Source organism: Nonomuraea sp. NPDC052116 (assembly GCF_040680035.1).
Lineage (GTDB): Bacteria > Actinomycetota > Actinomycetes > Streptosporangiales > Streptosporangiaceae > Nonomuraea > Nonomuraea angiospora_A.
This window is the reverse complement of sequence record NZ_JBFAWA010000003.1, coordinates 94537-117022: the sequence shown is the minus strand read 5'-3', so window position 1 is coordinate 117022 and position 22486 is coordinate 94537. Positions and strand designations below refer to the sequence as shown.

The 22486-nt window shown below is 71.9% G+C and carries 18 protein-coding genes and 1 pseudogene; 11 read left to right on the top strand and 8 right to left on the bottom strand.

The window, feature by feature from the left end:
• Positions 1-64: 64 nt before the first annotated feature.
• Positions 65-589: an RDD family protein gene (locus tag AB0L65_RS06190; protein WP_364240916.1), complete on the bottom strand. Its 525-nt coding sequence runs from the start codon at positions 587-589 to the stop codon at positions 65-67.
• Between the two features lie 223 nt (positions 590-812).
• On the opposite strand from AB0L65_RS06190, the gene AB0L65_RS06185 reads away from it, so the two are divergent.
• Positions 813-2498 carry an aromatic amino acid ammonia-lyase gene (locus tag AB0L65_RS06185; RefSeq protein WP_364240913.1) on the top strand — a complete coding sequence of 562 codons (1686 nt, stop codon included), beginning with the start codon at positions 813-815 and terminating at the stop codon, positions 2496-2498.
• A gap of 6 nt (positions 2499-2504) precedes the next feature.
• Here the strand turns inward: AB0L65_RS06185 and AB0L65_RS06180 are convergent, their stop codons facing one another.
• Positions 2505-3479 carry a nitronate monooxygenase gene (locus AB0L65_RS06180; protein WP_364240910.1) on the bottom strand — a complete coding sequence of 325 codons (975 nt, stop codon included), beginning with the start codon at positions 3477-3479 and terminating at the stop codon, positions 2505-2507.
• A 132-nt stretch (positions 3480-3611) separates the two neighbouring features.
• On the opposite strand from AB0L65_RS06180, the gene AB0L65_RS06175 reads away from it, so the two are divergent.
• Positions 3612-4079: a MarR family winged helix-turn-helix transcriptional regulator gene (locus AB0L65_RS06175; protein WP_364240908.1), complete on the top strand. Its 468-nt coding sequence runs from the start codon at positions 3612-3614 to the stop codon at positions 4077-4079.
• Between the two features lie 144 nt (positions 4080-4223).
• On the opposite strand, the gene AB0L65_RS06170 is transcribed toward AB0L65_RS06175, so the two are convergent.
• Positions 4224-4943 carry a hypothetical protein gene (locus tag AB0L65_RS06170; protein WP_364240905.1) on the bottom strand — a complete coding sequence of 240 codons (720 nt, stop codon included), beginning with the start codon at positions 4941-4943 and terminating at the stop codon, positions 4224-4226.
• A 175-nt stretch (positions 4944-5118) separates the two neighbouring features.
• Here AB0L65_RS06170 and AB0L65_RS06165 point away from each other — a divergent pair, with 175 nt between their 5' ends.
• From AB0L65_RS06165 to AB0L65_RS06140, 6 genes are all read left to right on the top strand, one after another.
• Entirely contained in the window at positions 5119-5580 is a 462-nt protein-coding gene (locus AB0L65_RS06165) for a hypothetical protein (RefSeq protein ID WP_364240902.1), read from the top strand.
• A gap of 122 nt (positions 5581-5702) precedes the next feature.
• Entirely contained in the window at positions 5703-7292 is a 1590-nt protein-coding gene (locus AB0L65_RS06160) for a flavin monoamine oxidase family protein (protein ID WP_364240899.1), read from the top strand.
• Positions 7293-7306: 14 nt separating this feature from the next.
• Complete coding sequence (locus AB0L65_RS06155; RefSeq protein WP_364240896.1) at positions 7307-7936, top strand: Rid family hydrolase; 630 nt, start codon at positions 7307-7309, stop codon at positions 7934-7936.
• Positions 7937-8114: 178 nt separating this feature from the next.
• Positions 8115-8744 (top strand): TetR/AcrR family transcriptional regulator, encoded by a 630-nt coding sequence (locus AB0L65_RS06150; RefSeq protein WP_192783476.1) that lies wholly within the window; start codon positions 8115-8117, stop codon positions 8742-8744.
• Positions 8741-9631, top strand: a complete 891-nt coding sequence (locus AB0L65_RS06145) for an ABC transporter ATP-binding protein (protein ID WP_364240893.1) — start codon at positions 8741-8743, stop codon at positions 9629-9631. Before AB0L65_RS06150 ends, AB0L65_RS06145 begins: the two co-directional genes overlap by 4 nt.
• Positions 9628-11199 (top strand): ABC transporter permease, encoded by a 1572-nt coding sequence (locus tag AB0L65_RS06140; protein WP_364240890.1) that lies wholly within the window; start codon positions 9628-9630, stop codon positions 11197-11199. Before AB0L65_RS06145 ends, AB0L65_RS06140 begins: the two co-directional genes overlap by 4 nt.
• A 7-nt stretch (positions 11200-11206) precedes the next feature.
• Here AB0L65_RS06140 and AB0L65_RS06135 read toward each other — a convergent pair whose 3' ends face one another.
• Positions 11207-11659: a hypothetical protein gene (locus AB0L65_RS06135; RefSeq protein ID WP_364240887.1), complete on the bottom strand. Its 453-nt coding sequence runs from the start codon at positions 11657-11659 to the stop codon at positions 11207-11209.
• Positions 11660-11831: 172 nt separating this feature from the next.
• On the opposite strand from AB0L65_RS06135, the gene AB0L65_RS06130 reads away from it, so the two are divergent.
• The 3 genes from AB0L65_RS06130 (at position 11832) to AB0L65_RS06120 (ending at position 15843) form a co-directional block, all read left to right on the top strand.
• The gene (locus tag AB0L65_RS06130; RefSeq protein WP_364240884.1) at positions 11832-12053 is read left to right on the top strand and encodes a hypothetical protein; all 222 of its coding nucleotides are present in this window, start codon (positions 11832-11834) and stop codon (positions 12051-12053) included.
• 187 nt (positions 12054-12240) lie between these two features.
• On the top strand, positions 12241-14952 hold the full coding sequence (locus tag AB0L65_RS06125; RefSeq protein WP_364240881.1) for an AAA family ATPase: 2712 nt from the start codon (positions 12241-12243) through the stop codon (positions 14950-14952).
• A gap of 3 nt (positions 14953-14955) precedes the next feature.
• Positions 14956-15843, top strand: a complete 888-nt coding sequence (locus tag AB0L65_RS06120; protein ID WP_364240878.1) for an alpha/beta fold hydrolase — start codon at positions 14956-14958, stop codon at positions 15841-15843.
• Here the strand turns inward: AB0L65_RS06120 and AB0L65_RS06115 are convergent.
• The 4 genes and pseudogenes from AB0L65_RS06115 to AB0L65_RS06100 all read right to left on the bottom strand — a co-directional run bounded on the left by AB0L65_RS06115 (position 15833) and on the right by AB0L65_RS06100 (position 22297).
• A complete protein-coding gene (locus AB0L65_RS06115; protein ID WP_364241836.1) occupies positions 15833-16138 on the bottom strand; it encodes a hypothetical protein in 306 nt (101 codons plus the stop codon). The genes AB0L65_RS06120 and AB0L65_RS06115 overlap by 11 nt on opposite strands.
• A gap of 124 nt (positions 16139-16262) precedes the next feature.
• A pseudogene (locus tag AB0L65_RS06110) lies at positions 16263-16973 on the bottom strand (aldehyde dehydrogenase family protein); the annotation flags it as partial.
• Positions 16974-17152: 179 nt separating this feature from the next.
• Complete coding sequence (locus AB0L65_RS06105; protein WP_364240875.1) at positions 17153-19192, bottom strand: hypothetical protein; 2040 nt, start codon at positions 19190-19192, stop codon at positions 17153-17155.
• Positions 19193-19195: 3 nt separating this feature from the next.
• Positions 19196-22297: a hypothetical protein gene (locus tag AB0L65_RS06100; protein ID WP_364240872.1), complete on the bottom strand. Its 3102-nt coding sequence runs from the start codon at positions 22295-22297 to the stop codon at positions 19196-19198.
• Positions 22298-22486 lie beyond the last annotated feature (189 nt).

Below are 22486 nucleotides of genomic sequence, written 5' to 3'. Positions count from 1 at the left end.
TCCCCCTAAGACCAGAAGGTCAGCGGTTGCCGCGATCCCAGACGGTTCGGAATCATCCCCTCGCCTACCTCGCGGAAACGTCGTTGACCTGGGCGTTGACGACCTTGGTCGCGACCAGGTGATCGAGCACCCGCCGCCGGTCGCCCCACACCACGGGAGCCCAGTCCAACCAGACGAACGGCCCCAGCAGCAGGCTGAGCCTGCGCACGATGCCGGCGACCGGACGGATGCGCAGCCCGGCCTCGGTCACCACCCGTAATTTCATGGCGCGCTTGCCCGGCGTCGTGCCGGTCCACGCCTCCAGCAGCCCCAGCCCGACGATCGACCAGGCCAGGGCGAGCGGCACGCCCAGGGTGTAGAGCAGCCCGGCGGCGTGGAGCCGATCTCGGCGAAGGCCGCCGCCGCCTCTTCCGGGGTGCCGAGCCGGCTCAGGGCCTCGGCCAGCTCGCCCGCCTCCGCCGCGTCGGACAGGTGATCGACGAGCTCCGCCTTCACCCTCTCCCGGGCCGGCCCGGTCAGGTGCCGTCCGGCCCTTTCCGCGTAGTCGTCGATGATCCGCTGTTCGTCGCTCATTCCTGCACCTCGCCAAGGGTGTCGAGTAGCTGTCGCATGGCGTCCACCAGGCCGCTCCACTCGGCCCGCAGCATGCCTTGTGTGGCAAGGTATCGGGTCACCTCGAAGACGGCCTGTCACGGACCGGTCGAGGGTGAGTCAGCATTTGTCCCGCCATTGCCGAGCCGTCTTCTGCGCCGTCCCGTCCCGTGTCTAAAAGGGAGCGTTGCTGATCCGCGTCGCGAAGGCCGGGGGACACGTTGACCACCAAAGTTGGACGAGCAGCCGCGGGTGCGGTCCTGCTCGTCGCCATGTTCGTACCGGGCCAGGCCGTCGCCACCCCCGAACGCCCGCCCACGGCGGCGGCACCGCCGCCGCGGCCGCTGAGCCTGGTCCTGGACGGAAGCTCCTTCTCGCTGCGGGACGCCTTCGCGGTCCTCTCGGGCCGCCCCGTCACCGCACAGCTCGCGGCGACCGTGCCGGCGACCATGAACCAGACCCGGCAGGGGGCGCTGGCCGCCCTGGCCAACCAGCGCGTCTACGGCTGGAACCAGGCGCTCGGGCCGCTGAAGGACCGCCCCCTCACGCCCGAACAGGCCGAGCAGTTCCAGCACAACGTCCTGCGCTCCCACGCCGCGGGCGTCGGCGAGCCGCTGCCCGACAACGTGGCCAAGCTGGCCCTGATCCTCAAGGCGAACCAGATGGCCAGGGGAACGTACGGGGTGCGGCCCGAGGTGCCGCAGCGCCTGCTGTCCATGGTCAACGCCGGAGTCATCCCGCGGATGCCGCAGATCGGGTCGCTGGGCACCGGCGACCTCCAGCCGCAGGCCGCCGCGGGACTCGCGGCGGCCGGCGAGAACGCGCCCGTACGCTACCTGGGCCGGGAGGGACCCGCCTCCGAGATCCTGCCGCAGGCCGGGCTGCCCAAGGACTTCGTCTTCCAGGCGGGGGAGGCGCTGCCCATCATCAGCGGCAGCACCGTCGTGGCCGCCGTGCTGATGAACGCCGTCTACCGGGCCACCACGCTCGCCGACCAGGCGGAGGGCGCCTTCGCCCTGTTCATGGAGGCGACCAGGGCCGAGCAGGGCTCGCTCGACGCGCGTACCCACAAGGAACGCCACATCCCCGAGCAGGACGCGGTGGCCACGCGGCTGCGCGCGATGGTCGCGGGCTCGGGCTGGATGACGGAGGAGGGCCGCAAGCGCCTCGACCCGGCGAACTACGAGCCGCGCATCCAGGACGCGGTGTCGGTGCGGGCCGCGCCGCACATCCTCGCCGGGCTGCGGCACGCGCTGGCCGAGGCGCGCCGCGCCCTGGTGCGGGAGGCCAACTCCTCGACCTCCAACCCGCTGGTCTTCCTGCGCGGGGACGGGCAGGGGTACGAGTTCGTGATGGGCGGCAACTGGGACGCCTCCATCATGGGACACCTGGCCGACACCCTGAACGCGGAGATCACCGACGTCGGGGTGCTGTCGCAGGAGCTGTCGGGGCGGCTGCTGTCGCCCAAGTGGAGCTACGGCCTGCCCGCCAACCTCGCCGGCGGGACCGTCGGCCTCAACTCCGGCATGGTGCAGGTGCAGACGGTGGCCGCCGCGCTGGTCCCGGAGATGCAGGTGAGGGCCACGCCGGCGGGAACGCTTTCCCGGCCGGTCAAGGACGGGCAGGAGGACCACAACACGATGGCGATGGCCTCGGTCCGGAACCTGCAGCAGAATCTGGACCGGCTCGGGGTCGTCCTGGCCGTCCAGTACATGATGGCGGCCCAGGGCATCGACCTCATCGCGCAGAAGATGGAGGGCCTCCCGCTCGGCCCCGTCACGCGGTCCCTGCACGCGGAGATCCGGCAGCACATCACCCCTCTGATCGACGACCGCTACATGACGCCCGACCTGGAGCGCGCCGTCTGGCTCGTACGCAACCGCCGCCTCGTACCGGCCGCCGCCTGACGCCGCTCAGCTTTCCGGCTGCCTTCTGCCCGCGCGGGCCAGCGCGTTCTCGGCCTGCGCGGCCAGGCGGGCGACGAGGTCGGCCGCGGGCGGCAGGTCCGTGATGAGATCGACGGCCTCGCCGGCCCACACCGGCAACGCGGGCACCTCCCCGCGTGCCACGGCGTCCTGGTAGTCCTGCCTGGCCTGGGGATCCCCGGCCAGGTCCGCTTCCCGGCCCAGCCATCGATCGATGAACGGGTGGCCGAGGGTGCGGGCGGTGTACTTCGAGGGCCACTTGGAGCCGCGGGCGATGTCCAGCACCCGGCTGCGGCTGGTGTCCTGCCCGCGGCCTTCGACGATCGACCTGGTGACCGAAGGGTCGACCAGGGCCTCGGCGGTGGCCTGGAATCGGGTGCCGATGAGCGCCCCGGCGGCGCCCAGAGCCAGCGCCGCGGCCACGCCGCGACCGTCGGCGATCCCGCCCGCGGCCAGCACCGGCACCGGAGCCACCAGGTCCACCACGACCGGTACGAACGGCAGCGTCGACCGTCCATGCCGGGCCCCGTGCCCGCCGCCCTCGGTGCCCTGCGCCACGATGACATCGGCGCCCGCGTCCATCGCCTGCCGGGCCTCCTCCAGGTCGGTGACCTGAATGATCAGCGACGTGCCGGAGGCCCGGACGCGCTCGGCGAACGGACGCGGATCGCCGAAGGACAGCATCACCGCCCTGGGGCCGTGCTCCAGCACCCGCTCGACCGCGCCGACGTCGGTCGCCCAGACCTGGAAGCCGACACCCCACGGCTGGTCGGTGCTCCGCGTGACGATCGGCAGCTCGCGGGCCAGCCAGTCCGGATCTCCGTTCCCGGAGCCCAGCAGTCCCAGCCCGCCGCCGTTGGAGACGGCCGCGGTCAGCGCTCCGCCGGCCGAGCCGCCCATCGGGGCCAGCGCGATCGGATGCCGAACCCCGAACAACTCCGTGAACTCCGTCATCAATGCCATGATCGCCATCATCGCTCATCGGCGGCGACAGCGGGCGGCAGGCAGACCGTTTGCCAGCCAATCATCTTATGCCAAACGATCTGAGACGAGATGGATGTGCGCTAGACTGGCGGCTCACCCGGAAGGAGAGCGATGGCGGCGACGACCAGGACGACGGACCGTGGGGCGGCGTACTTCCCGCGACTCGCCGCCGAGCGGCTGGACATCGCGCTGTGCCGGGCCTCGGCCGCCGTGGCCCGCGCCGCGGACGCGCACGCCGCCGAGGAAGGTCTCGGGGTCGGTCAGCATCTCGTGCTCCAGATGCTCGACGCCGTCGGCCCCTGCTCCCAGCAGACACTCAGCGAGGAGCTGCGGATCGACCGCAGCGTCATGGTCGGCGTCTGCGACGACCTGGAGCGGGAGGGCCACGTCCGCAGGGAGCGCAACCCGCGTGACCGGCGTTCCTACGCCGTCACCATCACCGACTCGGGGCGGCGACGGCTCGCCGCGGCCCAGGCCTCGATCCCGGCCTTCCTCGACGACACCTTCCAAGCCCTCACCTCCGACGAGCGCGCCCAGCTGAGCGCGATCCTCGCCAAACTGCTGGGGCAGCGCCAGTAGGACCTTGCCGAGAAAAGCCGCGAGCCCGCTCGCGCAGAGCGGGCTCGCGGGTCCCGGCGGCGTTCTCGCTACGGCTCGCCGGGCAGGAGGGGTTCGGTCGGCCGCGGGCAGGTGGTGTGCCGTCCTGCTGCCGCGGCCGGGCGGTCAGCCCAGGTTCCAGACGGAGGAGATGCGATCGTTCCATCCGCTGGGGACGAGGGTCGGGATGTCGGCGAAGGGCTGGACGAACAGGGAGCTGCCGCTGAAGTTGATGTGCTCGTAGTAGCGGACGGAGTTGTTCGTGCTGCCCATGGAGCTGATGACGTCGTTCCAGTCGTGCAGGTGGAGCGGGCCGTGGTGGACGCTGGTCAGGTCGTTGTGCGCCTGGCGGGCGCCGCACCAGAACCAGTCGCCGCCGTAGTCCACGTGCTCGAACATCTGGACCTGGCCCTGCGTCGCTGGGCGGGGGTCGGCCGCGCGCAGTTGCGAGGCCGCCCACGCCGCGCCGTTGAGCGCGCTGTCGTCGGTCAGCGCGACCAGGCGCTCGGTGCCGTAGATGTAGGTCAGCGGACGGCCGTCGAACCGCGACAGGTCGCGAGGGTCGTGTTCGACGCCGTCCACGACCACCGCCATGGCGGGCGCAGGGTGGGTGACGGGCTGGGTCGAGACGGCAGCGGGCCTGCTCAGCGCCTGGGCGGCGTCCATCTGGATGGGCGGGGCGGAACGCGGCGCGTTGACGGCCTCGCTGACGAGCGCCTCCAGCGTGGTGATGCCCCGGTCGCTGAGCAGCGCCAGCACGTCGCCCTCGTCCAGGCCGCCGACGTGGTCGGAGAACTCCAGGAACCGCTCGATCTGGCGGCGGGCCGGGGTCGAGATGCTTGTCACGGGTTTGCCTCCCCCTGTTAGTGGTGCGAACTCCTTCATGGTCGGGCGGGGCGGCGGCCCGGGCATTCCCCAGTGTTGGGGATGGTGTTCATGGTCAATGCCGCTATGAGCATCTTGGGCGCGGCAAGTGCCGGGCTTGATCGGCTGTTGGGCTCGCGGCTCATATGGTCCGGACATGCTTGGAGACACCGCTGGGGCGGACGCGGCCGCACCGTGGGGCGCTGCGGGGATATCGTTGATCGGCATCGTGGTGCTGGGGGCCTGCTCGGCGCTGATCCGGGGGCGGACCCGGCGGCGCACCGCCCGCCGGGAACGAGCCCGCCGGGCCGCCCTGGATCTGGCCGCGGCGGTCGAGGACGTCCGTACCGGCATGCGCGACGCGACGACGCGGCACGAGCGCGGCGTCGCCCTGGCGCGGTGGCGATCCCGATGGATGTACGCCGCCGCCATGATCGCTCTCGTTGACCCCGCCGTCGCCAAGGACGTACGGGCTCAGGGACGACGCCTGTACGCGGACCTCATGTCCGTCGAAGTGCTCGGCACGGCCTGGCCGGTCGGCGGCATGCGGCGCGAGTCCGGCCAGCTCCTGCACGCCAGCGCCCGTGATCTCTACGCCCGCTGTTCCAGCCGAGACTGACCCCGAAACCTCACTTTTCACTACAAACCCGATGATCTGCTTGCAACGCACAAACAACACACCGAAGGATGAACGGCAACAAACCGCATCCAGACTCACCTCCAGCAAAATCTTGGAGGTAAGTGTTGGGGTACAGCAGACGCGATTTCCTGTCCGCCGTCGGTGTCTCCGGTGGGGCAGGCGCGCTCTTCGCGACCATGGGCGCGCTCGGGCTCGCGCCGACCGCCGAGGCGTCCGCGAAGGGGACCTTCGACCCGCCGCAGCAGTCCGACTTCTCCCTCACCGGGCGCTCCGCGAAGAAGGTCGTGATCCTCGGCGCCGGGATAGCCGGCCTCGCCACGGCGTACGAACTGGGCAAGGCGGGCTACGACTGCACGATTCTGGAGGCGCTCGACCGGGTGGGCGGCCGGAACTGGACCATCCGCGGCGGCGACCGCGTGACCGAGCTGGACGGCTCCACGCAGGTCGCGAAGTTCGGTGACGGCGTCTATCTCAACGCGGGGCCAGCCCGGCTGGCGCAGTGGATGGTCACCGTGGACTACTGCCGCGAGCTCGGCGTGGACCTGGAGGTCTTCACCAACTCCAACGCCCAGGCCTACATCTACCACCAGAACATGCGGGCCCCCGTCCGCTGGCGCACCGCCAAGGCCGACGTGTACGGGTACGTCTCGGAGCTGCTGTCGCGGGCGACCGACGCGGGGGCGCTGGACGCCGCGCTCACGGCGCAGGACAAGGAGCGGCTGATCGCCTTCCTGTCGAGTTTCGGGGCGGTGGGGGACAAGGCGAGCGGATTCAAGTACTCCGGAGGCACCCGCCGCGGCCACAGCGTGAACCCGGGCGCGGGCGAGCAGCCGGGCACGGCACTCGGGCCGGTGCCGTCGCTGTCGGAGGTGCTGGCCAGCGGCGTCGGGCAGCGGTTCGCGTTCGAGTTCGGCTACGACCAGGCGATGCTGATGTTCCAGCCGGTGGGCGGCATGGACGCGATCCCGCGGGCCTTCGCCGGCAAGATCGGGCGGCAGCGGATCCGGCTGCGCGCCAAGGTCACCAGGATCACCGATCTGCCGGACGGCGTGGAGGTCGAGTACGAGGACCGCCACGGCCGTACCCAGAAGATCAAGGCGGACCTGTGCGTCGCGGCGATGCCGCCGCACATCCTGGCCAGAACCGCGCACAACCTCGGCCCGGAGGTCCAGGCCGCCCTCGCCACCCCGACCGCCACGAACGCGGGCAAGATCGGCCTGGAGTACCGCCGCCGCTGGTGGGAGGTCGACGAGGACATCTACGGCGGCGTCACCGCCACCGACCTCGACCTGGGCACGATCTGGTACCCCTCCTACGGGTACGGCACCTCGCGCGGCATGGTCGTCGGCTACTACAACTTCGGCGCCCAGGCCGACGCGTACGCCGCGCTGAAGCCGGCCGAGCGCGAGCGCCGCGCGATCGAGCAGGGCATGAAGATCCATGGTGCGAAATATCGCGACGAACTGGCGTCGTCGGTGTCCATCGCCTGGAAACTCCAGCCGCACATCGAGGGCGCGTGGGTGGGCTGGCCGTCCCGGCAGGGCGCGTACCAGCTGCTCGGCAAGCCCGCCGGGCACGTGTACTTCGCGGGTGACTGGCTGAGCTACATGATCGCCTGGCAGTCGGGAGCCCTGGAGTCCGCCCGCAAGGTCGTCACCGAGCTGCACCAGCGCGTCCTGAGCACCTCCTGAGAGGACACCTCCGCATGAAGATCCGCACCATCGCCCTCCCCGCGGCCGTCGTCCTCGTCCTCGGCACGGGTACGGCCGCCGCCACCCCCACCTGGTCGCCCCGGCCGCAGGAGGTCAGGCCGTTCCTCCCCGAGGGCAACACCAACCCGGCGATCGCCGACGGAGTGGCGCTCGGGAAGCAGGTGGCCACGTACACCGCCAGTGGTCTGGGGCCGGCGGCGGGCAACCCCGCGGCCCCCGCCGACTCTCCCGAACGCTACGTCGACCTCCCCGGCGGAACCCTGCCTCCGGGCGTCACCCTCACCGAGGCCCAGGCCCTCAACGTGCTCAAACGCGTCAAGGCCAACCTCACCGCGGCCGGGCTTGGCCTGGCCGACGTCGTCTCCATGCGCGCCTACCTGGAGAAGCCGCCCGGAGCCGAGTCGGCGGACTTCGCCGGCTGGAACCGCGCCTACCGCCAGTTCTTCGCCAACACGGACCTGGCCACCGGCCGGCCCGTACCCGTCCCGCTCGGCACCGCGGCGCCCGCCCCGCCCATGGAGGTCAACCCGGCCCGCCCGGCCCGCGTGACGATCGAGATCGCCAACCTCCCGGTCGCGGGCTGGCTCGTCGAAGTGGAGGTCGTCGCCGCCTACAAGCACTGACCTCGGCGCTGCCGAGGCTGGTGTGGGCTCTGTTGTCCAAGGGAAGAAACATGAAGGCGCCGCCTCTGCTCACGCACTGAAGAGAGGCGGCGCCTTCATCGTTCCCGCCACCGGCCTCCGGCGCCCGATTGGTTGAACGCTTGCATGGCAACCAATACAACTGTATAGAATGCTGGACGTGCGACCAATTTCTGAAGAGGACCTGACCACGCGTGCCCGCATCCGCGACGCCGCGATGGCGTTGTTCGCCGAGCAGGGGGTCAAGGCCACCACGATCCGCGGGATCGCCGAGGCGGCCAGAGTCTCGCCCGGCCTGGTGCAGCACCACTTCGGCACCAAGGAAGCGCTGAGGCAGGCCTGCGACGAGTACGTTCTCAGCTACGTGCGCGAGCAGGTCACCGCCGGCGTCACCGACCGCAACCTGGAGAAGCCCGAGTTCATCGAGAACGTCCACCGCACCGCGCCGCCCCTGATGAAGTACCTCGGCCGCGCGCTCGTGGAGGGCTCCCCGGCGGCGGCCACCATGTTCGACGACCTCGTGACCGTGACCGAGCAGCATCTCGCCAACGAGGACCAGCACTCCGAGGCCGACCACCGCGCCCGCGCGACCGTGCTGACGGCGATGAAGCTCGGCATCACGGTGCTGCACGAGCACGTCTCCCGCGCGCTCGGCACGGACCTCTACGCCCCGCAGGGCGCGCTGCGCGTCGGCAAGGCCCAGCTTGACCTGATCAGACCCGAATTCCTCGGCCGCGAGCTGTTCGAACAGGCGCGGACCGGGCTGGAGAAGTTCGAGGGACAACAATGAACGCCGCAGTGCGCGCCGACGGCCTGGTCAAGACCTTCGGCCAGGCAAGGGCCCTGGACGGGCTCGACCTCACCGTCAGGACGGGGGAGGTGCACGGCTTCCTCGGCCCCAACGGCGCGGGCAAGACCACCACGATCCGCATTCTGCTGGGCCAGATGCGCGCCGACGGCGGCCGGATCGAATTACTGGGCGGCGACCCGTGGCACGACGCCACCGAGCTGCACCGAAGGCTCGCCTACGTGCCCGGCGACGTCACCCTGTGGCCCTCGCTGACCGGCGGCGAGGTCATCGACCTGCTGGGCAGGGTACGCGGCGGCCTCGACCCGCGGCGACGCGCCGAGCTGCTCGAGCACTTCGAGCTCGACCCGCGCAAGAGGTGCCGCACCTACTCCAAGGGCAACCGGCAGAAGGTGGCGCTGGTGGCCGCCTTCGCCTCCGACGTGGAACTCCTGGTGTTGGACGAGCCGACCTCGGGCCTGGACCCGCTGATGGAGGCGGTCTTCAACGACTGCGTCCTGCGGGAGAAGCGCGACGGCCGCACCGTGCTGCTGTCCAGCCACATCCTGTCGGAGGTCGAGACGCTGTGCGACCGCGTCAGCATCATCCGCGCCGGCCGTACCGTCGAGTCCGGCAGTCTGGCCGACCTGCGCCACCTCACCCGCACCTCGGTGACGGCCGAGCTGATCGGGCCCGCGCCGGGGTTGGCCGCGCTCCCCGGCGTACACGACCTGACCGTGGACGGCGCCCGGCTGCGCTGCCAGGTGGACGGTGACACGCTGACCGCCGTGCTCGCCGAGCTGGCCAGGGCGGGCGTACGCACGTTGACCACCCAGCCGCCCACGCTGGAGGAGCTGTTCCTGCGCCACTACGAGGGGGCCGCCGCATGACCGGCACCCTGACCCTGATCCGGCTCATCCTGCGCAGGGACCGCGTGCTGCTGCCGGTGTGGATCGCGATCAGCGCGCTGCTGCCGGCGAGCATCGCCTCCGCCACCAGCGACCTGTACGCCGACCAGGCCGCCCGCGACGCCTTCGCGGCGGCCTCGGCGAGCAACCCCGCGCAGCTGGCCATGCGCGGCCACATCTACGACGCGAGCGTCGGCGGCCTGACCGCCTGGACGCTCGGCTCGTCCCTCGCGCTGATCGGCGGGCTGGTCAGCATCCTGCTGGTGACCAGGCACACCCGGGTCGAGGAGGAGACCGGCCGGCGCGAGCTGCTGTCGTCGGGCGTCATCGGCCGCCACGCCCCGTTGGCCGCCGCGCTCGCGGTCGTGCTGGCCGCCAACCTGCTGCTGGGCCTGCTGTCGGTGGTCCCTCTGATCGCGAGCGGCCTGCCCGCGGGTTCCTCGTTGCTGTTCGGGCTGTCCACCGCCGGGGGCGGCTGGGCGTTCGCGGCCGTGGCCGCGGTCACCGCGCAGCTCACCGCGTCATCCGGTACGGCGCGCGGCATCGCGATCGCCGTCGGCGGCCTGCTGTTCGCGCTGCGTTCGCTGGCCGACAGCGGCGGCATCGGCTGGCCGGCGTGGCTGACGCCGTTCGGCTGGGTCCGGCTGACCAAGCCCTACGCCGGCGACCACTGGTGGGTGCTGGGGCTGATCGCGGTGGCCGTCGCCGCCGTGGCGACGGCCGCCTTCGTCCTGTCCACCCGGCGCGACGTGGCCGGCGGCCTGATGCCCATCCGCCAGGGGCCCGCCACCGGAGGGCTGCCGGGCGCGTTCGGCCTGGCCGGACGGCTGCACCGGAGCACGCTCGCGGGCTTCGCGATCGGATTCGGCCTGCTGGGGGCGCTGCTCGGCGTGTCGGCGCGCGGCCTGGACACCCAGCTGGACACGCCGCAGTTCCAGCAGCTGGCCGCGACCGTCGGCGGCGCCGGTGCCCGCATCTCGGACGTGTTCTTCACGTTCGTGATGTACGTGCTCAGCCAGCTCGTCACGGGCGCGGCGCTGGTGTCGGCGCTGCGCGCCCGCGGCGAGGAGGCGGCGGGCCGGGCCGAACTCCTGCTGTCCACCCCCGTCGGCCGGCTGCGCTGGGCGCTGAGCCACCTGGTGTTCGCCGTCGTGAGCCCGGTGCTGCTGCTGGCCGTGCTGGGCGCGGCGGCCGGGCTCACCTACGACGGCGACGTGGCCCGCGTCGCCGGGGCCACGCTGGCGTACCTGCCCGCGGTCTGGACCGTGGTCGGGATCGCGACGCTGCTGTTCGGCCTGCTGCCCCGGCTGGCGGTGGCCGTGAGCTGGACCGCGCTCGGCCTCTTCCTGGTCGTGGATCTGCTGGCGGAGTTCAAGCTGGCCACCGGGATCGTCCTGAACCTGTCGCCGTTCGTGCACGTGCCGGCGATGCTGCTGGGCGGCTCCTCGTCGGCGGTGGCGCCGCTGCTGGGGCTGACCGCGGTGGCCGTCGCCCTGGCCGCGGCGGGGCTGGCGTTCCTGCGCCGCCGCAACCTGGTGCCGTCCGCCTGATCCCCGCTCAGGCTTCCGTCCGGCGAGCCCTGGCGGTCGCGGCGGCGTACTCGTCGGCGGTCATGCCGAGGTGGGGGTAGCTCTGGTGGAGGTCGTGCTGGTCGTCGGCCCACTGCTGGTAGTCCCGCCGGACGGTCGGCTCGTCGGAGTCGACGATCCGCGCGATGTCGGCCCAGGTGGCCCCCGCCTGCAGCGCGTGATGGACGTGGGCGGGATGGCGTACGGTGCGCGCGATGCACTCCGCCAGCGCCAGCAGCTCGAGGTGCTCGGCCACGGTGAGCGCGGGCCGGTCGTCGGCGCCGTGCCGGTCGGGGTCGTAGATCCCCCGGGTCACCAGCTCGACCCGGGCGCGAGCCGCCGCGTCCTTGGCGGCCAGCGCGTCGTAGCGCTCCAGCTGCCGGCTGACGGGCATGTCGAAGCGAGCGTCGCGCCAGGTCGTGATGGGCTCGGGCGTGGTCATGACGACTTCTCCAGGGCGGTCGGGGTGTCGGTTTCGGGGCGTCTCAAGTACACACCCATTCCGGGCCGGATGTGGCGGCGAGAATTGTCGGTGGCGTCCGGCATGGTAGGTCCCGCGCCCGAGACGGTCTCCCGGGCGCACCGTGCACGCGAGGACCTTCGGAAGGGCTTTCATGACAGCCGACCAGCCGCTCATCTGCTCCACGTGTCAGGGTGTGATCGTCGGGGCGCGGGACAGCGCCTACACGCCCGCTCGGGGGCGGCTGATCGTCACCAACGGTTACTGCCGGGGGCAGTGCTCCGACACCCCGCCCGAGCCCGCGCGCGACGAACCTGCCGAGACCACGGCATCCTCCCCCTCCGACCAGCCGACGCCCGCGTCCCTCGCTCCGTGAGGCCCGGGGCTCCTGTAGGGCCGTGCCTTCGCGGGGCTCCCGCACGGCGGCCGGCCGCATCCGGCGGCAGGCATTCGAGCGGGCCACCGTCTTCACCCGTCCACGGCGTCGATCGGCGAGGACGCGGCACCCGCAGCCCGCGGGGGCCCGCCGGGAGTGTCCGGATTTGGGCATACAGTGGGCGCTTGTGCTGTTCGGCAGATCGGCGGAGATCGCCGCCATCGATGACGTGATCTCCCGGGCCCGCGAGGGCGCGGGCGATGCCCTCGTGCTGCGGGGCGAGGCAGGTGTGGGCAAGACGGCCCTGCTCGACCTGGCGGCTTCCCGGGGCGGGTCCATGCGGGTGCTCAGGACGACCGGCGTCGAGCCCGAGTCCGACCTGGCCTTCGCCGCGCTGCACCAGTTGCTGCGGCCGGTCGCCGGGCTGCTGGACACGCTGCCGGAGCCGCAGCGCGAGGCCGTGCGCGGGGCGCTCGGGCTGGGCGGGGGCGCGTCGGGGGACCGGTTCCTGCTGGCGGCCGGGGTGCTGTCGCTGCTGGCCGAGGCCGCCGCGCCCGACGGGCTGGTCTGCGTGGTCGACGACTTCCAGTGGGTGGACCGGGCCTCGGCGGACGCGCTGCTGTTCGCCGCCCGACGGCTCGCCACGGAGCCGATCGCGATGCTGCTGGCCGTACGCGGGGATGCGCCGGTGAAGGGGGTGCCGCCGCTGCGGCTCGGCGGCCTGCCGGAGCCGGCGGCGGCCGAACTGCTCGACGCCGCGATGCCGCCCGCTGTCAAGCGGGAGCTCGTGGCGGCCACCGGTGGCAACCCGCTGGCCCTGCGCGAGATCGTACGGCGGTTGGGCCCCGGACAGCTCGCCGGCCGCGAGCCGCTGCCTGATCCGCTGCCCGGCGGCACGCAGTTGTTCGGTGAGCAGGTGGCCGCGCTGCCGGACGACGCCCGGCTGGTGGCCCTGCTCGCGGCCGTGGAAAGCGACCTCGACCTGGTGCTGCGCGCCGCCGCGCGGATCGGCGCGGGCAGGCCGGCGCCGCACGGGCCGGGGGCTGCCGGGGCGGCGGGGACAGGGCGGGCGGCGTTGCATGAGCTGGAGGTCGCCGGGCTGGTGCGGGTCGAGGGCGCGTCCGTACGATTCCGCCACCCCCTCATCCGCTCGGCCGTGCACGAGGCCGCGGCGCCGGCGTCCCGCCGGGCGGCGCACGAGGCGCTGGCCGGGCTGTCAGAAGGGGACCGCAGCGCCTGGCACCTGGCGGCGGCCGCGCTCGGCCAGGACGAGAGCGTCGCCGCCGCGCTCACCGAGACCGCCGCCCGGGCCCGCGACCGCGGCGGGTACGGCGACGCCGCGACCGCCCTGGCCAGGGCCGCCGAGCTGACCCCGGCGCCGCACACCCGGGCGGTCAGGCTCAAGGACGCCGCCATGGCCGCCTGGCTCGGAGGCCGTCCGGGGCAGGCGGAGTCCCTGCTGGCCGAGGCCCGCGACCACGCGGGCGGGGACCGCGCGCTGGAGATGGAGATCGCCCAGCTGCGGGGCAGGTTCGAGCTGAACTCCGGAAGCGCCGCCGAGGCGGTGCGGATCCTGGCCACGGGCGACAGCCTGGACATGCTGGCCGACGCCGCCGAGGCGGCCTCGTACGTGGGCGACACCGCCGCCATCGCCGAGATCGGCCGGCGGGCGGCGGCCTTCCCCGAAGGGTTCTTGCGCGACGTGCTGACCGGCATCGGCCTGATGCTCTCGGACGGCACCGGGCACGGGATGCTCAGGCGAGCCCTGCGCAGGACCGGGGAGCTGACGGAGGCGGCCGGGTTCCTGTGGGCGACGGCGGCGGCCAGTTACCTGGGTGAGGCCGATCTGGCGGTCGACCTGGTAGCCCGGGCGGGCCGGGTGGCCAGGGTGTCGGGGATGGTGGGGCAGCTGCCGGTGGTGCTGGAGTTCGTGGCCACCGGCGAGCGGATCGCCGGGCGGCTGGCGGAGAGCCAGGCCATCTCCGAGGAGGGGCTGGAGCTGGCCCGCGAGGCCGGGTACGCCAACTCGGTGGCCGCGCACCTGGCCAACCTCGCGGTGCTGGCGGCGCTGCGCGGCGAGGAGGAGACGTGCCGCAGGCACGCCCAGGAGGCGCTGGCCATCGCGATCCCGCACCGGGTGGGCCTGCGCGCGGGCGTGGCCGCGTACGCGCTGGCCATGCTGGACCTGGGGACGGGCCGTTTCGCCGCGGCGCACGACCGGTTCACCGCGATCGTGGCCGCGGGCCCGGGGGCCGGGCATCCGACGGTGGTGTGGCGCTCGGCGCCGGATCGCATCGAGGCGGCCGTGGGCGCGGGCGACCTGGAGGCGGCGCGGGCGGCGCTGGAGGCGTACGAGCGCTGGTCGGCACAGGCGGCCACCGCGGAGTCGCGCGCCCTGCTGACCCGGTGCCGCGCCCTGGTCGGCGTCGGCCCGGAGAAGGAGCTGCCCGAAAAGGAGCTGGAGGAGGCGCTGCGGCTGCACGCGAACCCGTACGAGGCGGCCAGGACCGCCCTGCTGCTGGGCGAGCGGCTGCGCCGCGCGCACCGGCCCGGCGAGGCGCGGCCGCACCTGCGGGCGGCGCTGGAGACGTTCCGGCGGGCGGGCGCGGAGCCGTGGGCGCGGCGCGCGCACGGCGAGCTGCGGGCGGCGGGCGAGAGCGCCGAGCCCGCCCGCGGCCCGGCGCTGGACGTGCTGACCCCGCAGGAGCTGCGCATCGCGGGCCTGGTCGCCGACGGCCTGTCCAGCAAGGAGATCGCCGCGCAGCTGTTCCTGAGCCCGCGCACGGTCGAATACCACCTGTACAAGATCTATCCGAAGCTGGGCATCGGTACCCGTACGGATCTGGCGCGGCTGGTAGTTCTACAGAAGGCGCCCGTAGCCGGAGGCGGCATGCTCTGAGTCATGCAAAACGTGGAGATCTGGAGTGAAGAGTTCGGCGCCGCCACCGACGAGCCGATTCTGCTGGTGATGGGTTCGATGTCGCAGGGGGTCCTGTGGCCGGATGAGTTCGTGGGCCGGCTGACCGCCGGTGGCCGTCGGGTGGTCCGGTACGACCACCGTGACACCGGCAGGTCGGCGACCGTGGACTTCGGGAAGGAGCCGTATACCTGGGGCGACATCAGGGACGATGTGCTGCGGGTGATGGACGCGCACGGTCTGGAGAGCGCGCATCTGGTGTGTCATTCGGCGGGTGGCCTGTTGGGGCAGTTGATCGCGGTGGAGCGGCCGGAGCGGGTGCGTTCGCTGACGGTCATCGGTTCCTCGCCGCTCGGTGGGGGTGAGGGCATGGTGATCATGCGGGCGTTGATGGGTCAGCCGCAGCCGGAGGGGAGCCTGCCGGAGCCGGCGCCGGAGTTCGTGGCCCACTATCAGGGGCTGATGACTTCGCCGCCGCCGGTCGACCGGCGGGAGCGGATCGAGGCGATGATCGCTGAGCAGCGGGTGCTGCATGGCACGGGGTTGCCGTTCGATGAGGATGCTGCCCGTCGTCTGCAGGAGCGCATCTACGACCGGGCCCGGAACTTGGACGCGGTGGTGAACCACCGCCTGGCTGCGATGGCTCGGCCGGATTTCGAGCCGGTGGGTGTGCTGGATCGGGTGAAGGTGCCCACGTTGGTGATCGAGGGCACTCACGAGCCGGCCAAGCCGGGTCATGGCGCGATCATCGCCGGGGGGATCCCGGGGGCGCGGTTGATGATGGTGGAGGGTATGGGGCACACGCTGCCGGCGGAGGTGCACGAGGAGCTGGCGGCCGCCATCCTCGCGCACACCTCCGAAGTCAGGACGTGAGCCGCCCGCTCGGCACGACCACGTACTGCCGCAGGTACAGGTCCCGGAAGCTCACCGGGCCGCGCGGGCCGGGCACCCGGTCGATGTTGATGCCGGTCTCCGGCAGCCGCAGCAGCTTGAAGCCGTCGAGGAGCCGGGTGGTGGAGTTCCAGAACACCCCGGAGCCGGCGTAGGCGTCGATGAACTCCGCGGCGGCCGCCGGATCCTCGGTCGCGACGGCGGCCGCCAGCCCGGAGGTCTCCTCGTTGGCGATCCGGGCCGCGTGCAGCGGGCCGTCGGCGGCGTCGACGGTCACGGTGGCCGCGCGCTCCGGGTCGAGCGACCACTCGTACCCGCGCGGGTGGTCGTGGGGGGGGCAGGGACGCGCCGATGCCCAGGCGGTCCAGGATCTCGAGGACGCGAGGCAGCCGCTCGTCGTAGCAGGACCGGTCGATGAGCAGCAGGTTGAGCCGGTTGCACACGCCCAGCCGGTCGAGGCTGCCGGCGATGAGGCGGTGGACGGTGTCGTCGTCGGCGGCCGAGTGGATGTAGAGGACGCCGCCGCCGTCGGCGTGCGCGAGGGTGCGCACGCCGTGCCTGGCGGCCTCGCGGCCGAGGTCGCGGGTGCTGTCGCCGCTGCCGCGCAGGATGACCAGCGGGATGAGCTCGGGCAGCGACACCAGCGCGTACGCCGCCGAGCGGTCCTCGCTCGGCACCAGCTGGACGGCATCCGGGTCGAGGCCGGCGTCGTCGAGGGCCGGCGCGATCACGTGCTCCACGATGGCCCGCGACGAGCGTAGCGCGGCCGACCCGGTGCGCAGGACGCCCGCGTTGCGTGATTTGAGGAACTGCGAGGCGATGTCGAGGGTGACGTTGGGACGCGCTTCGAAGTTCGCGCCGATCACTCCGACGGGCCGGCGGCGTTCCAGCAGGGTCAGGTGGTCCGGGCGCTCCTCGAGGACCTTGTCGCGGGGCTCGTGCGGCACGTCCGCCAGGGTGCGGAGTTCCGCCGCCATGCCGTCCAGCCGTGCGCCGGTGAGGCGCAGGCGGTCCTGGAGGGCGGGTGACATTCCGGCGGAGACGGCTGCGGCGAGATCCTCCTCGTTGGCGGAGACGAGGGTGCCTCGTGCGGTGCGCAGCCGCTCGGCCATGCCGCGTAGCGCGGCGTCGATGGCGGCGTCCGTCGCGCGTTCGAGAGCGGGGGAGCTCTGTCGGGCCCGGATCGCGCAGGTGCGCACCGCGTTGTCGGTGGAGCTGGTCAAGGGCGTCCTTTCGCCGGTGGGGCGCGGGGGCGAGGTGCAGTCGATCGTAGCATTGTTCAACAATCCCCTTATTGAACGCCTACGAGCACCGGCCACCCGCCCTGCCGGGTGAAGGTCGCGGCGGTGGGCATGCGGAGTTCGAGCCGTTCCCCCCGGGATCTGGCCAGGAGGCGGAAGTCACCGAGGAGGCGATCGCCCACCGTCACGGAGCGGTCGACCCGCAACGACTCCAGCACCCACATGTGGGCGTCGAAGATCTGCTGGACGGTGAACTCCGCCTCCCGTCCGTTCGGGATCAGCTCGGTGAGCAGGCGGGTCTTGAGGGAGTGGACGTAGGCGATGGCGTTGCCGGGCATCTTGGCGGCGATCGCCGGGTTCTTGGGGATGACCATGGCCATGCCCTCGCCTTTTTCGTTGAACGCGGTCTGCACACGCGGGTCGTTGCGCCAGAAGCGCTGTTCGAGGATGTGGTCCACCTCGTACAGGTCGCCCCGGCCGCGGTTGAGCTTGGCCAGGGTGCGGTAGTCCTCGACGCGTCCGGCGAGCCGGTCGTAGTGCGCGATGTCGGCGGCGCTGAGCCGGCGCAGCCGGCTGTCGGTCTGCTTGGCTCGTTTGAGTGTTTCGGCCCAGTCGGTGCCGAGTTCGCTCTCCAGTTCCTTGATGAAGCGGGATTTGCCTCGCTGGCTGAGCGCCCACGAGACCGGGTCGAGGCTCTGCGCGATTCCCCGGGCCAGTTTCCTGTTGGTGAAGGCGTTGAAGCCGGCCGCCAGGCGGGGGTTGCGGAAGGTCTTGAAGTTGCCGGTCAGGAGCCGTTCCACGATGCGCCGGTCCAGCTCTCGCAGGTAGGCGTTGCCGACGAGGTCGTGGAAGCGCCTGAGCACCTGGTCCATCGAGAGCTTGCCCGCCGCGAAGCGGGTGAGCGTCCGGGCGAGGTCGGTCGCGCCTTTGACGTCGATGCTCCCGACGGCCTCGAGGAACTCGCGTTCGGCGACGCGTCCGACTTCGCTGATCACGTCTTCTTGGAGCACCTTGGCGAGCTTGGTCGCTTTGAGCTCGGTTCGTACGGACTGCAGGACCGCGCGGGGCAGCGCCTTGGCGAAGGGCAGCGCCGACAGCACACCGTACGCGAGGATCTGCGTGCCGGTCACCTCGTTGCCCCAGAAGTCCTTGCCGGTCGCGAGCTGGAAGGCGATCTGCGACAGGTCGTACAGGACGTTGATGTACGGGACGAACTGGATGGCCAGCTCGAAGAGGAAGATGAGCCCCTGGTGTTCCGGGGCGAAGTGGACCTCGACCTCCTTGGGCTGGAAGGTGGTGTTGTCGAGCACGGTTCCCTGCGGCGGGAAGCGCGGGATGAACGAGTCGTCCAGCCGCAGGGTCTGCACATCGATGAACCCGGCCATGTCCGGCGAGGCCGCCGCGTGCACGATCACGTTGTGCGTGTGCACGACGCGCACGACGACGCGGTCGCCGAAGAGGTTGTCCTCGTCCTCGTGCGAATGGACGACGATGTCGTAGACGAAGGCCGCCGGTCTGCCGGCCTGCCGGTTGTCGATGTCGATGGTGACCACGTAGCCGTTGAGCACGTTCCTGATGACCACGCCGAGCGGTTTCGTCGTCACGTTGACCGTGATCGCCTGGGCGAAGAAGTCGCCCCGGCGGCCGGCCTCGTCGTCGGCGAAAGGACCGACCGTGAACGGCTGGGGGAGTAGCCGCCACAGCTCGATGACGGACTGGTCGGGCTGGGGGATCAGGTCGTCGTCCTGGGGGCGGACGATCTCGACCAGGGGAGAGCGCGGGCCGAGCACCCCCAGGAGGTCGGCGGCCGTGCCGCCCATGCGTCTGGTGGTCACCGTGACCTGCCGGGCGAGCGCGAGCCAGATGACGGGGAAGGTCCGTTCCCCGGCGGGCGGCAGGTATCGCCAGGTGAAGGGCTGGTGGCCGGTCTGGTTCCAGGGCGGCGCGGTGAGCGTGATCTCCAAGGTGGCGCCGCGGACCGGGTCGGCGATGTCGGCGTGGAAGGTCAGGACGCCGCGCCCCTTTCCCGGCTCGACGTACCCGGTGAGCAGGGGGCCGGCCATGACGGCCGGCACGACGGGATCTGCCATGTCCTAGACCTCGACCCACTCCCCGTCGGAGTCCTGCTCCCAGCGGGGCAGCTGGTCGTCCTGGCGCAGCTTCAGCAGCGAGGTCGGCACCCGCACCAGCCACGGGTCCCCCTGCGGGACCTCGGTGCCGGGCCGGTCGAGACGCTCGGCGATCTCGTCGGCGATGGGCAGGTACAGGGGGTTGGAGATGGTCGGCAGCGGGCCGCCGTTCCAGATCTCGCCGAAGGTGAGGAAGTGGTCGATGGCGCCCTCGAAGCCCGTCCGGGCCGGCACCGAGACCCGGCAGAACCCGGCGCGGAGGAAGTCGGCGAACGCCGGGTCCGGGTCGTCGAACCCGAGCCGCTCCTCCCACTGGTCCTTGCGTCCCCAGAAGTAGGGATAGGTCACGAACGTCATGTGCTCCCACTCGAAGGCCTGCTCGAAGAAGCGCACGTACGGGCCCTCGCCGGCGGCCTCGAACACGTTGATCTCCGGGAGCCCGTTGGCGGGGGAGATCTCGATGGAGTCGAACAGGTCGTAGTGCTGGTCGGTCAGGATGCTGACGCAGTTCTTCTTCAGCTCCGTCTGCATGAGGGCGAGGTTGGCGGCCGGGTTGCGGCCCTGGATGTCCACGCCTGCCCGCAGCTGCAGCGCCGCCAGTTTCTCCTCGTAGTCGGCCACGGCCGCCTTGTGCGCCGTCTCCAGCTTGGCGTGGGTCTCCAGCCGCCACTTGTCCATGGCCCGGTCGGTGCGCTGACACTTGACCTCGACGGCCACCGCGACCTGCGAGAGGTGGAAGGTGTCGATGCCCACGGCGACCGAGTCGCGTTCGTCGTCCAGCGCGGTGGTCCACAGCCAGTTGCCGTCGGGCATCCGGTGCGTACGCCGCCCGACCACGACGTCCACGGAGTTGTCGCTCTCCCAGATGTTGCGCACGACGCCCACGCTGGCGTACACGGCCCGGTAGCCCTCGTCGATGCTGATCTGGCCCGAGTGGTTGTAGTTGGTGTCGCTGTCGCCGCCGCCGGCCTTGAAGTCCAGCGACTTGGTCTTGAACAGCTCGGGAGGCGGCGCGACGTCGGTCGCGCCGGTCTGCTTGACCCAGTACTGGTAGTTGCTCTCGGTGATCTGGCCGGGGTTGAGCGGGAAGTCCGGCGGCTTGATCAGGTTGCGGGCGGCGGCGTTGGTCTGCTGCATGGCCGCGATGAGGAAGGCGGCGGGCTCGGGCACCATGAAGTCGAACATCGCCCGCAGCCCGTAGTTGAACATCTGGGCCTGGTAGACCTTGTTGACCCACTGGTAGACGCCCGAGACGTTCTGGGAGCTGCGGGTGTTGTCCAGTTCGTGGGTGTTCTTCTCGATGGTCTCGGTCGTGGTGGTCAGCTGGGTACGGGTCAGCACCCTTTCGGCGATCTTGCGTGACGTCCGCTCGGTGACGTCCTGCGAGAACGTGGCGGCCGACCGGGTGGCCTCCTGCTTGCTGCGCGCGATGGAGCCCTCGGCGCTGGCGGAGAACTCCACGACCGGGCCGTACCTGCCGGAGATGTTCAGCCCGGCCTTGAGCGCGACGTCCTCCTTGACCGTCTGCTCGGTCTCCCTGGTCATCTCGAAGCGGTCGGTGGTCTGCAGGTCCCGGTCCTCGCTGGTGTTGGTCTCCTGCTCGTTGATCGTGATGAGCTCGGTGGTGTCGCGGCGGCTGTGGTCGCGCACCTTGCGCTCGCCGCGCAGCACGTTCTCGATGTGCGCGACGTCGGCCGACTCGTACCCCGTCAGCTGCTGCTTGATCACGAGCAGGTCGGCGATGCCGGCCGGGGCGACCTCGCCCTTGGTGTGGGGGACGCGGCCGTCCAGCGGGATCGGCGGCAGCGGGACGGTGCCGCCGGTCCCGAGCGTTCCCCAGCCGGTCGTGACGGGGGTCTGCACGGTCACGAGCGCTTCGCCGACGCGCAGGAACGACTGGCGCACCGGGTGTCCGGCGACCGCCTCCAGCTGGTTGACCGTCGCCGCCAGGTCGGCTTCGAGGCGGTTGCTGAGCCGGTCGAGCGGCACGGCGGTCAGGTCGAGGCCGCGTTCGGTGAGCACCGTACGGGTGGCCTCGGACAGCTGCCCGCCGGCCGTCGGCAGGAGCACGAACCCGACCTCGGGCGTCGGGGTCGGCCGGAACTCCGTGCGGCCGCGCAGCACGGGAGCGGGCGTCTGCAGCAGGGACTGCGCCACCGGCGCGCTGACCACGTCGGAGGTCTCCGGCGTGTCCGTGCCCGTCTCCGCCGCCTCGCCGATGATCGGGGTCGGGGCCACCCGCTCGCGCAGGTTGCCGTGGAAGGCGCTCAGCGCGGTGGCCACGTTCGTCAGCCGTACCTGGTCCGGCGGCTGCACGAGGGCGCTGGTCGTCTGGGACGTGACGTGGAAGTGCTCGGCGTTCAGCTGGGCCAGCTCGCCCAGCGCCGTCCGCAGGTCCGCGTGCCGGGCCAGCAGGTCGTCGACCTCCTGGCGGCGCGCGGCCACCGCCTCCTCGCGCCGGCCCCGTACCGCCTCCTCCGCCTCGCGGGTCGACAGCCTGGAGGTCAGGCCGAGGTCGAACGGCAGGCGGAGCGAGCGCCGCCGCCAGCGCCGCAGCTCCTGCAGGTCCTTGGGGAACTTGTCGTCGTCGGCGTGGCGCACGATGACCTCGGCCGTACGCAGCTGGCGGGCGAGCTGCTCGATGGGCCGCGCGTGCTCCTCCTGCAGCACCTTGATCGCCACGAGGCTGTCCTTGAGCCTCCTGACCGCGTTCTGGAAGTCCTCCAGGCCGGTCACCTGGTTCGGGCTCATCCCGAACACGTCGTCGATGGCCTGCCGCACCATCTCCGGTGAGGCGGACACGTCGACGTCCTCCATCTCGTCGAGGCGTCCGGCGAGCTGGTCGAGCTCGGCGCCCAGCGGGGTGTCCGCCGGGTCGCCGATGAACTCCGGCCCCGCCACGTACGCGGTGGCGGCCGCTTCGATGGCGGTACGCCGCTGGGCCGCCCCGACGGCCTCGCGCAGCGACTCCTGGAACGGCGTGTCCTGGGCCAGCGGGATGCTGGGAGTCTCCGGGTCCTGGGCCACGGCCGGCCGGGTGAGCATCAATCGGAAGAGATTTTCCATGGGCTTGTTTTTCCTCCGCCCCCGTGTTTCGAGGCGCCGCGTCCGTGCGGCGTCTCGCCTGTGCCGACTAAGGCGTTCCATGCCGTTCCGGCCGGGGACAGGACGGGTGCGACGGATCGGGCGTGGCACCGCAAACCCGTCCGACACCGCGTGATAGATGTGAGCTGACACCTCCCCCCACCAGCGGCG

Excerpts from the sequence above, each read along its gene's own strand:
- AB0L65_RS06180 (WP_364240910.1), bottom strand. The coding sequence starts at position 3,479 with ATGGCATTGATGACGGAGTTCACGGAGTTGTTCGGGGTTCGGCATCCG.
- AB0L65_RS06130 (WP_364240884.1), top strand. The coding sequence starts at position 11,832 with ATGACAGCCGACCAGCCGCTCATCTGCTCCACGTGTCAGGGTGTGATC.
- AB0L65_RS06145 (WP_364240893.1), top strand. The coding sequence starts at position 8,741 with ATGAACGCCGCAGTGCGCGCCGACGGCCTGGTCAAGACCTTCGGCCAG.
- AB0L65_RS06175 (WP_364240908.1), top strand. The coding sequence starts at position 3,612 with ATGGCGGCGACGACCAGGACGACGGACCGTGGGGCGGCGTACTTCCCG.
- AB0L65_RS06120 (WP_364240878.1), top strand. The coding sequence starts at position 14,956 with ATGCAAAACGTGGAGATCTGGAGTGAAGAGTTCGGCGCCGCCACCGAC.
- AB0L65_RS06155 (WP_364240896.1), top strand. The coding sequence starts at position 7,307 with ATGAAGATCCGCACCATCGCCCTCCCCGCGGCCGTCGTCCTCGTCCTC.
- AB0L65_RS06135 (WP_364240887.1), bottom strand. The coding sequence starts at position 11,659 with ATGACCACGCCCGAGCCCATCACGACCTGGCGCGACGCTCGCTTCGAC.
- AB0L65_RS06100 (WP_364240872.1), bottom strand. The coding sequence starts at position 22,297 with ATGGAAAATCTCTTCCGATTGATGCTCACCCGGCCGGCCGTGGCCCAG.
- AB0L65_RS06105 (WP_364240875.1), bottom strand. The coding sequence starts at position 19,192 with ATGGCAGATCCCGTCGTGCCGGCCGTCATGGCCGGCCCCCTGCTCACC.
- AB0L65_RS06140 (WP_364240890.1), top strand. The coding sequence starts at position 9,628 with ATGACCGGCACCCTGACCCTGATCCGGCTCATCCTGCGCAGGGACCGC.
- AB0L65_RS06165 (WP_364240902.1), top strand. The coding sequence starts at position 5,119 with ATGCTTGGAGACACCGCTGGGGCGGACGCGGCCGCACCGTGGGGCGCT.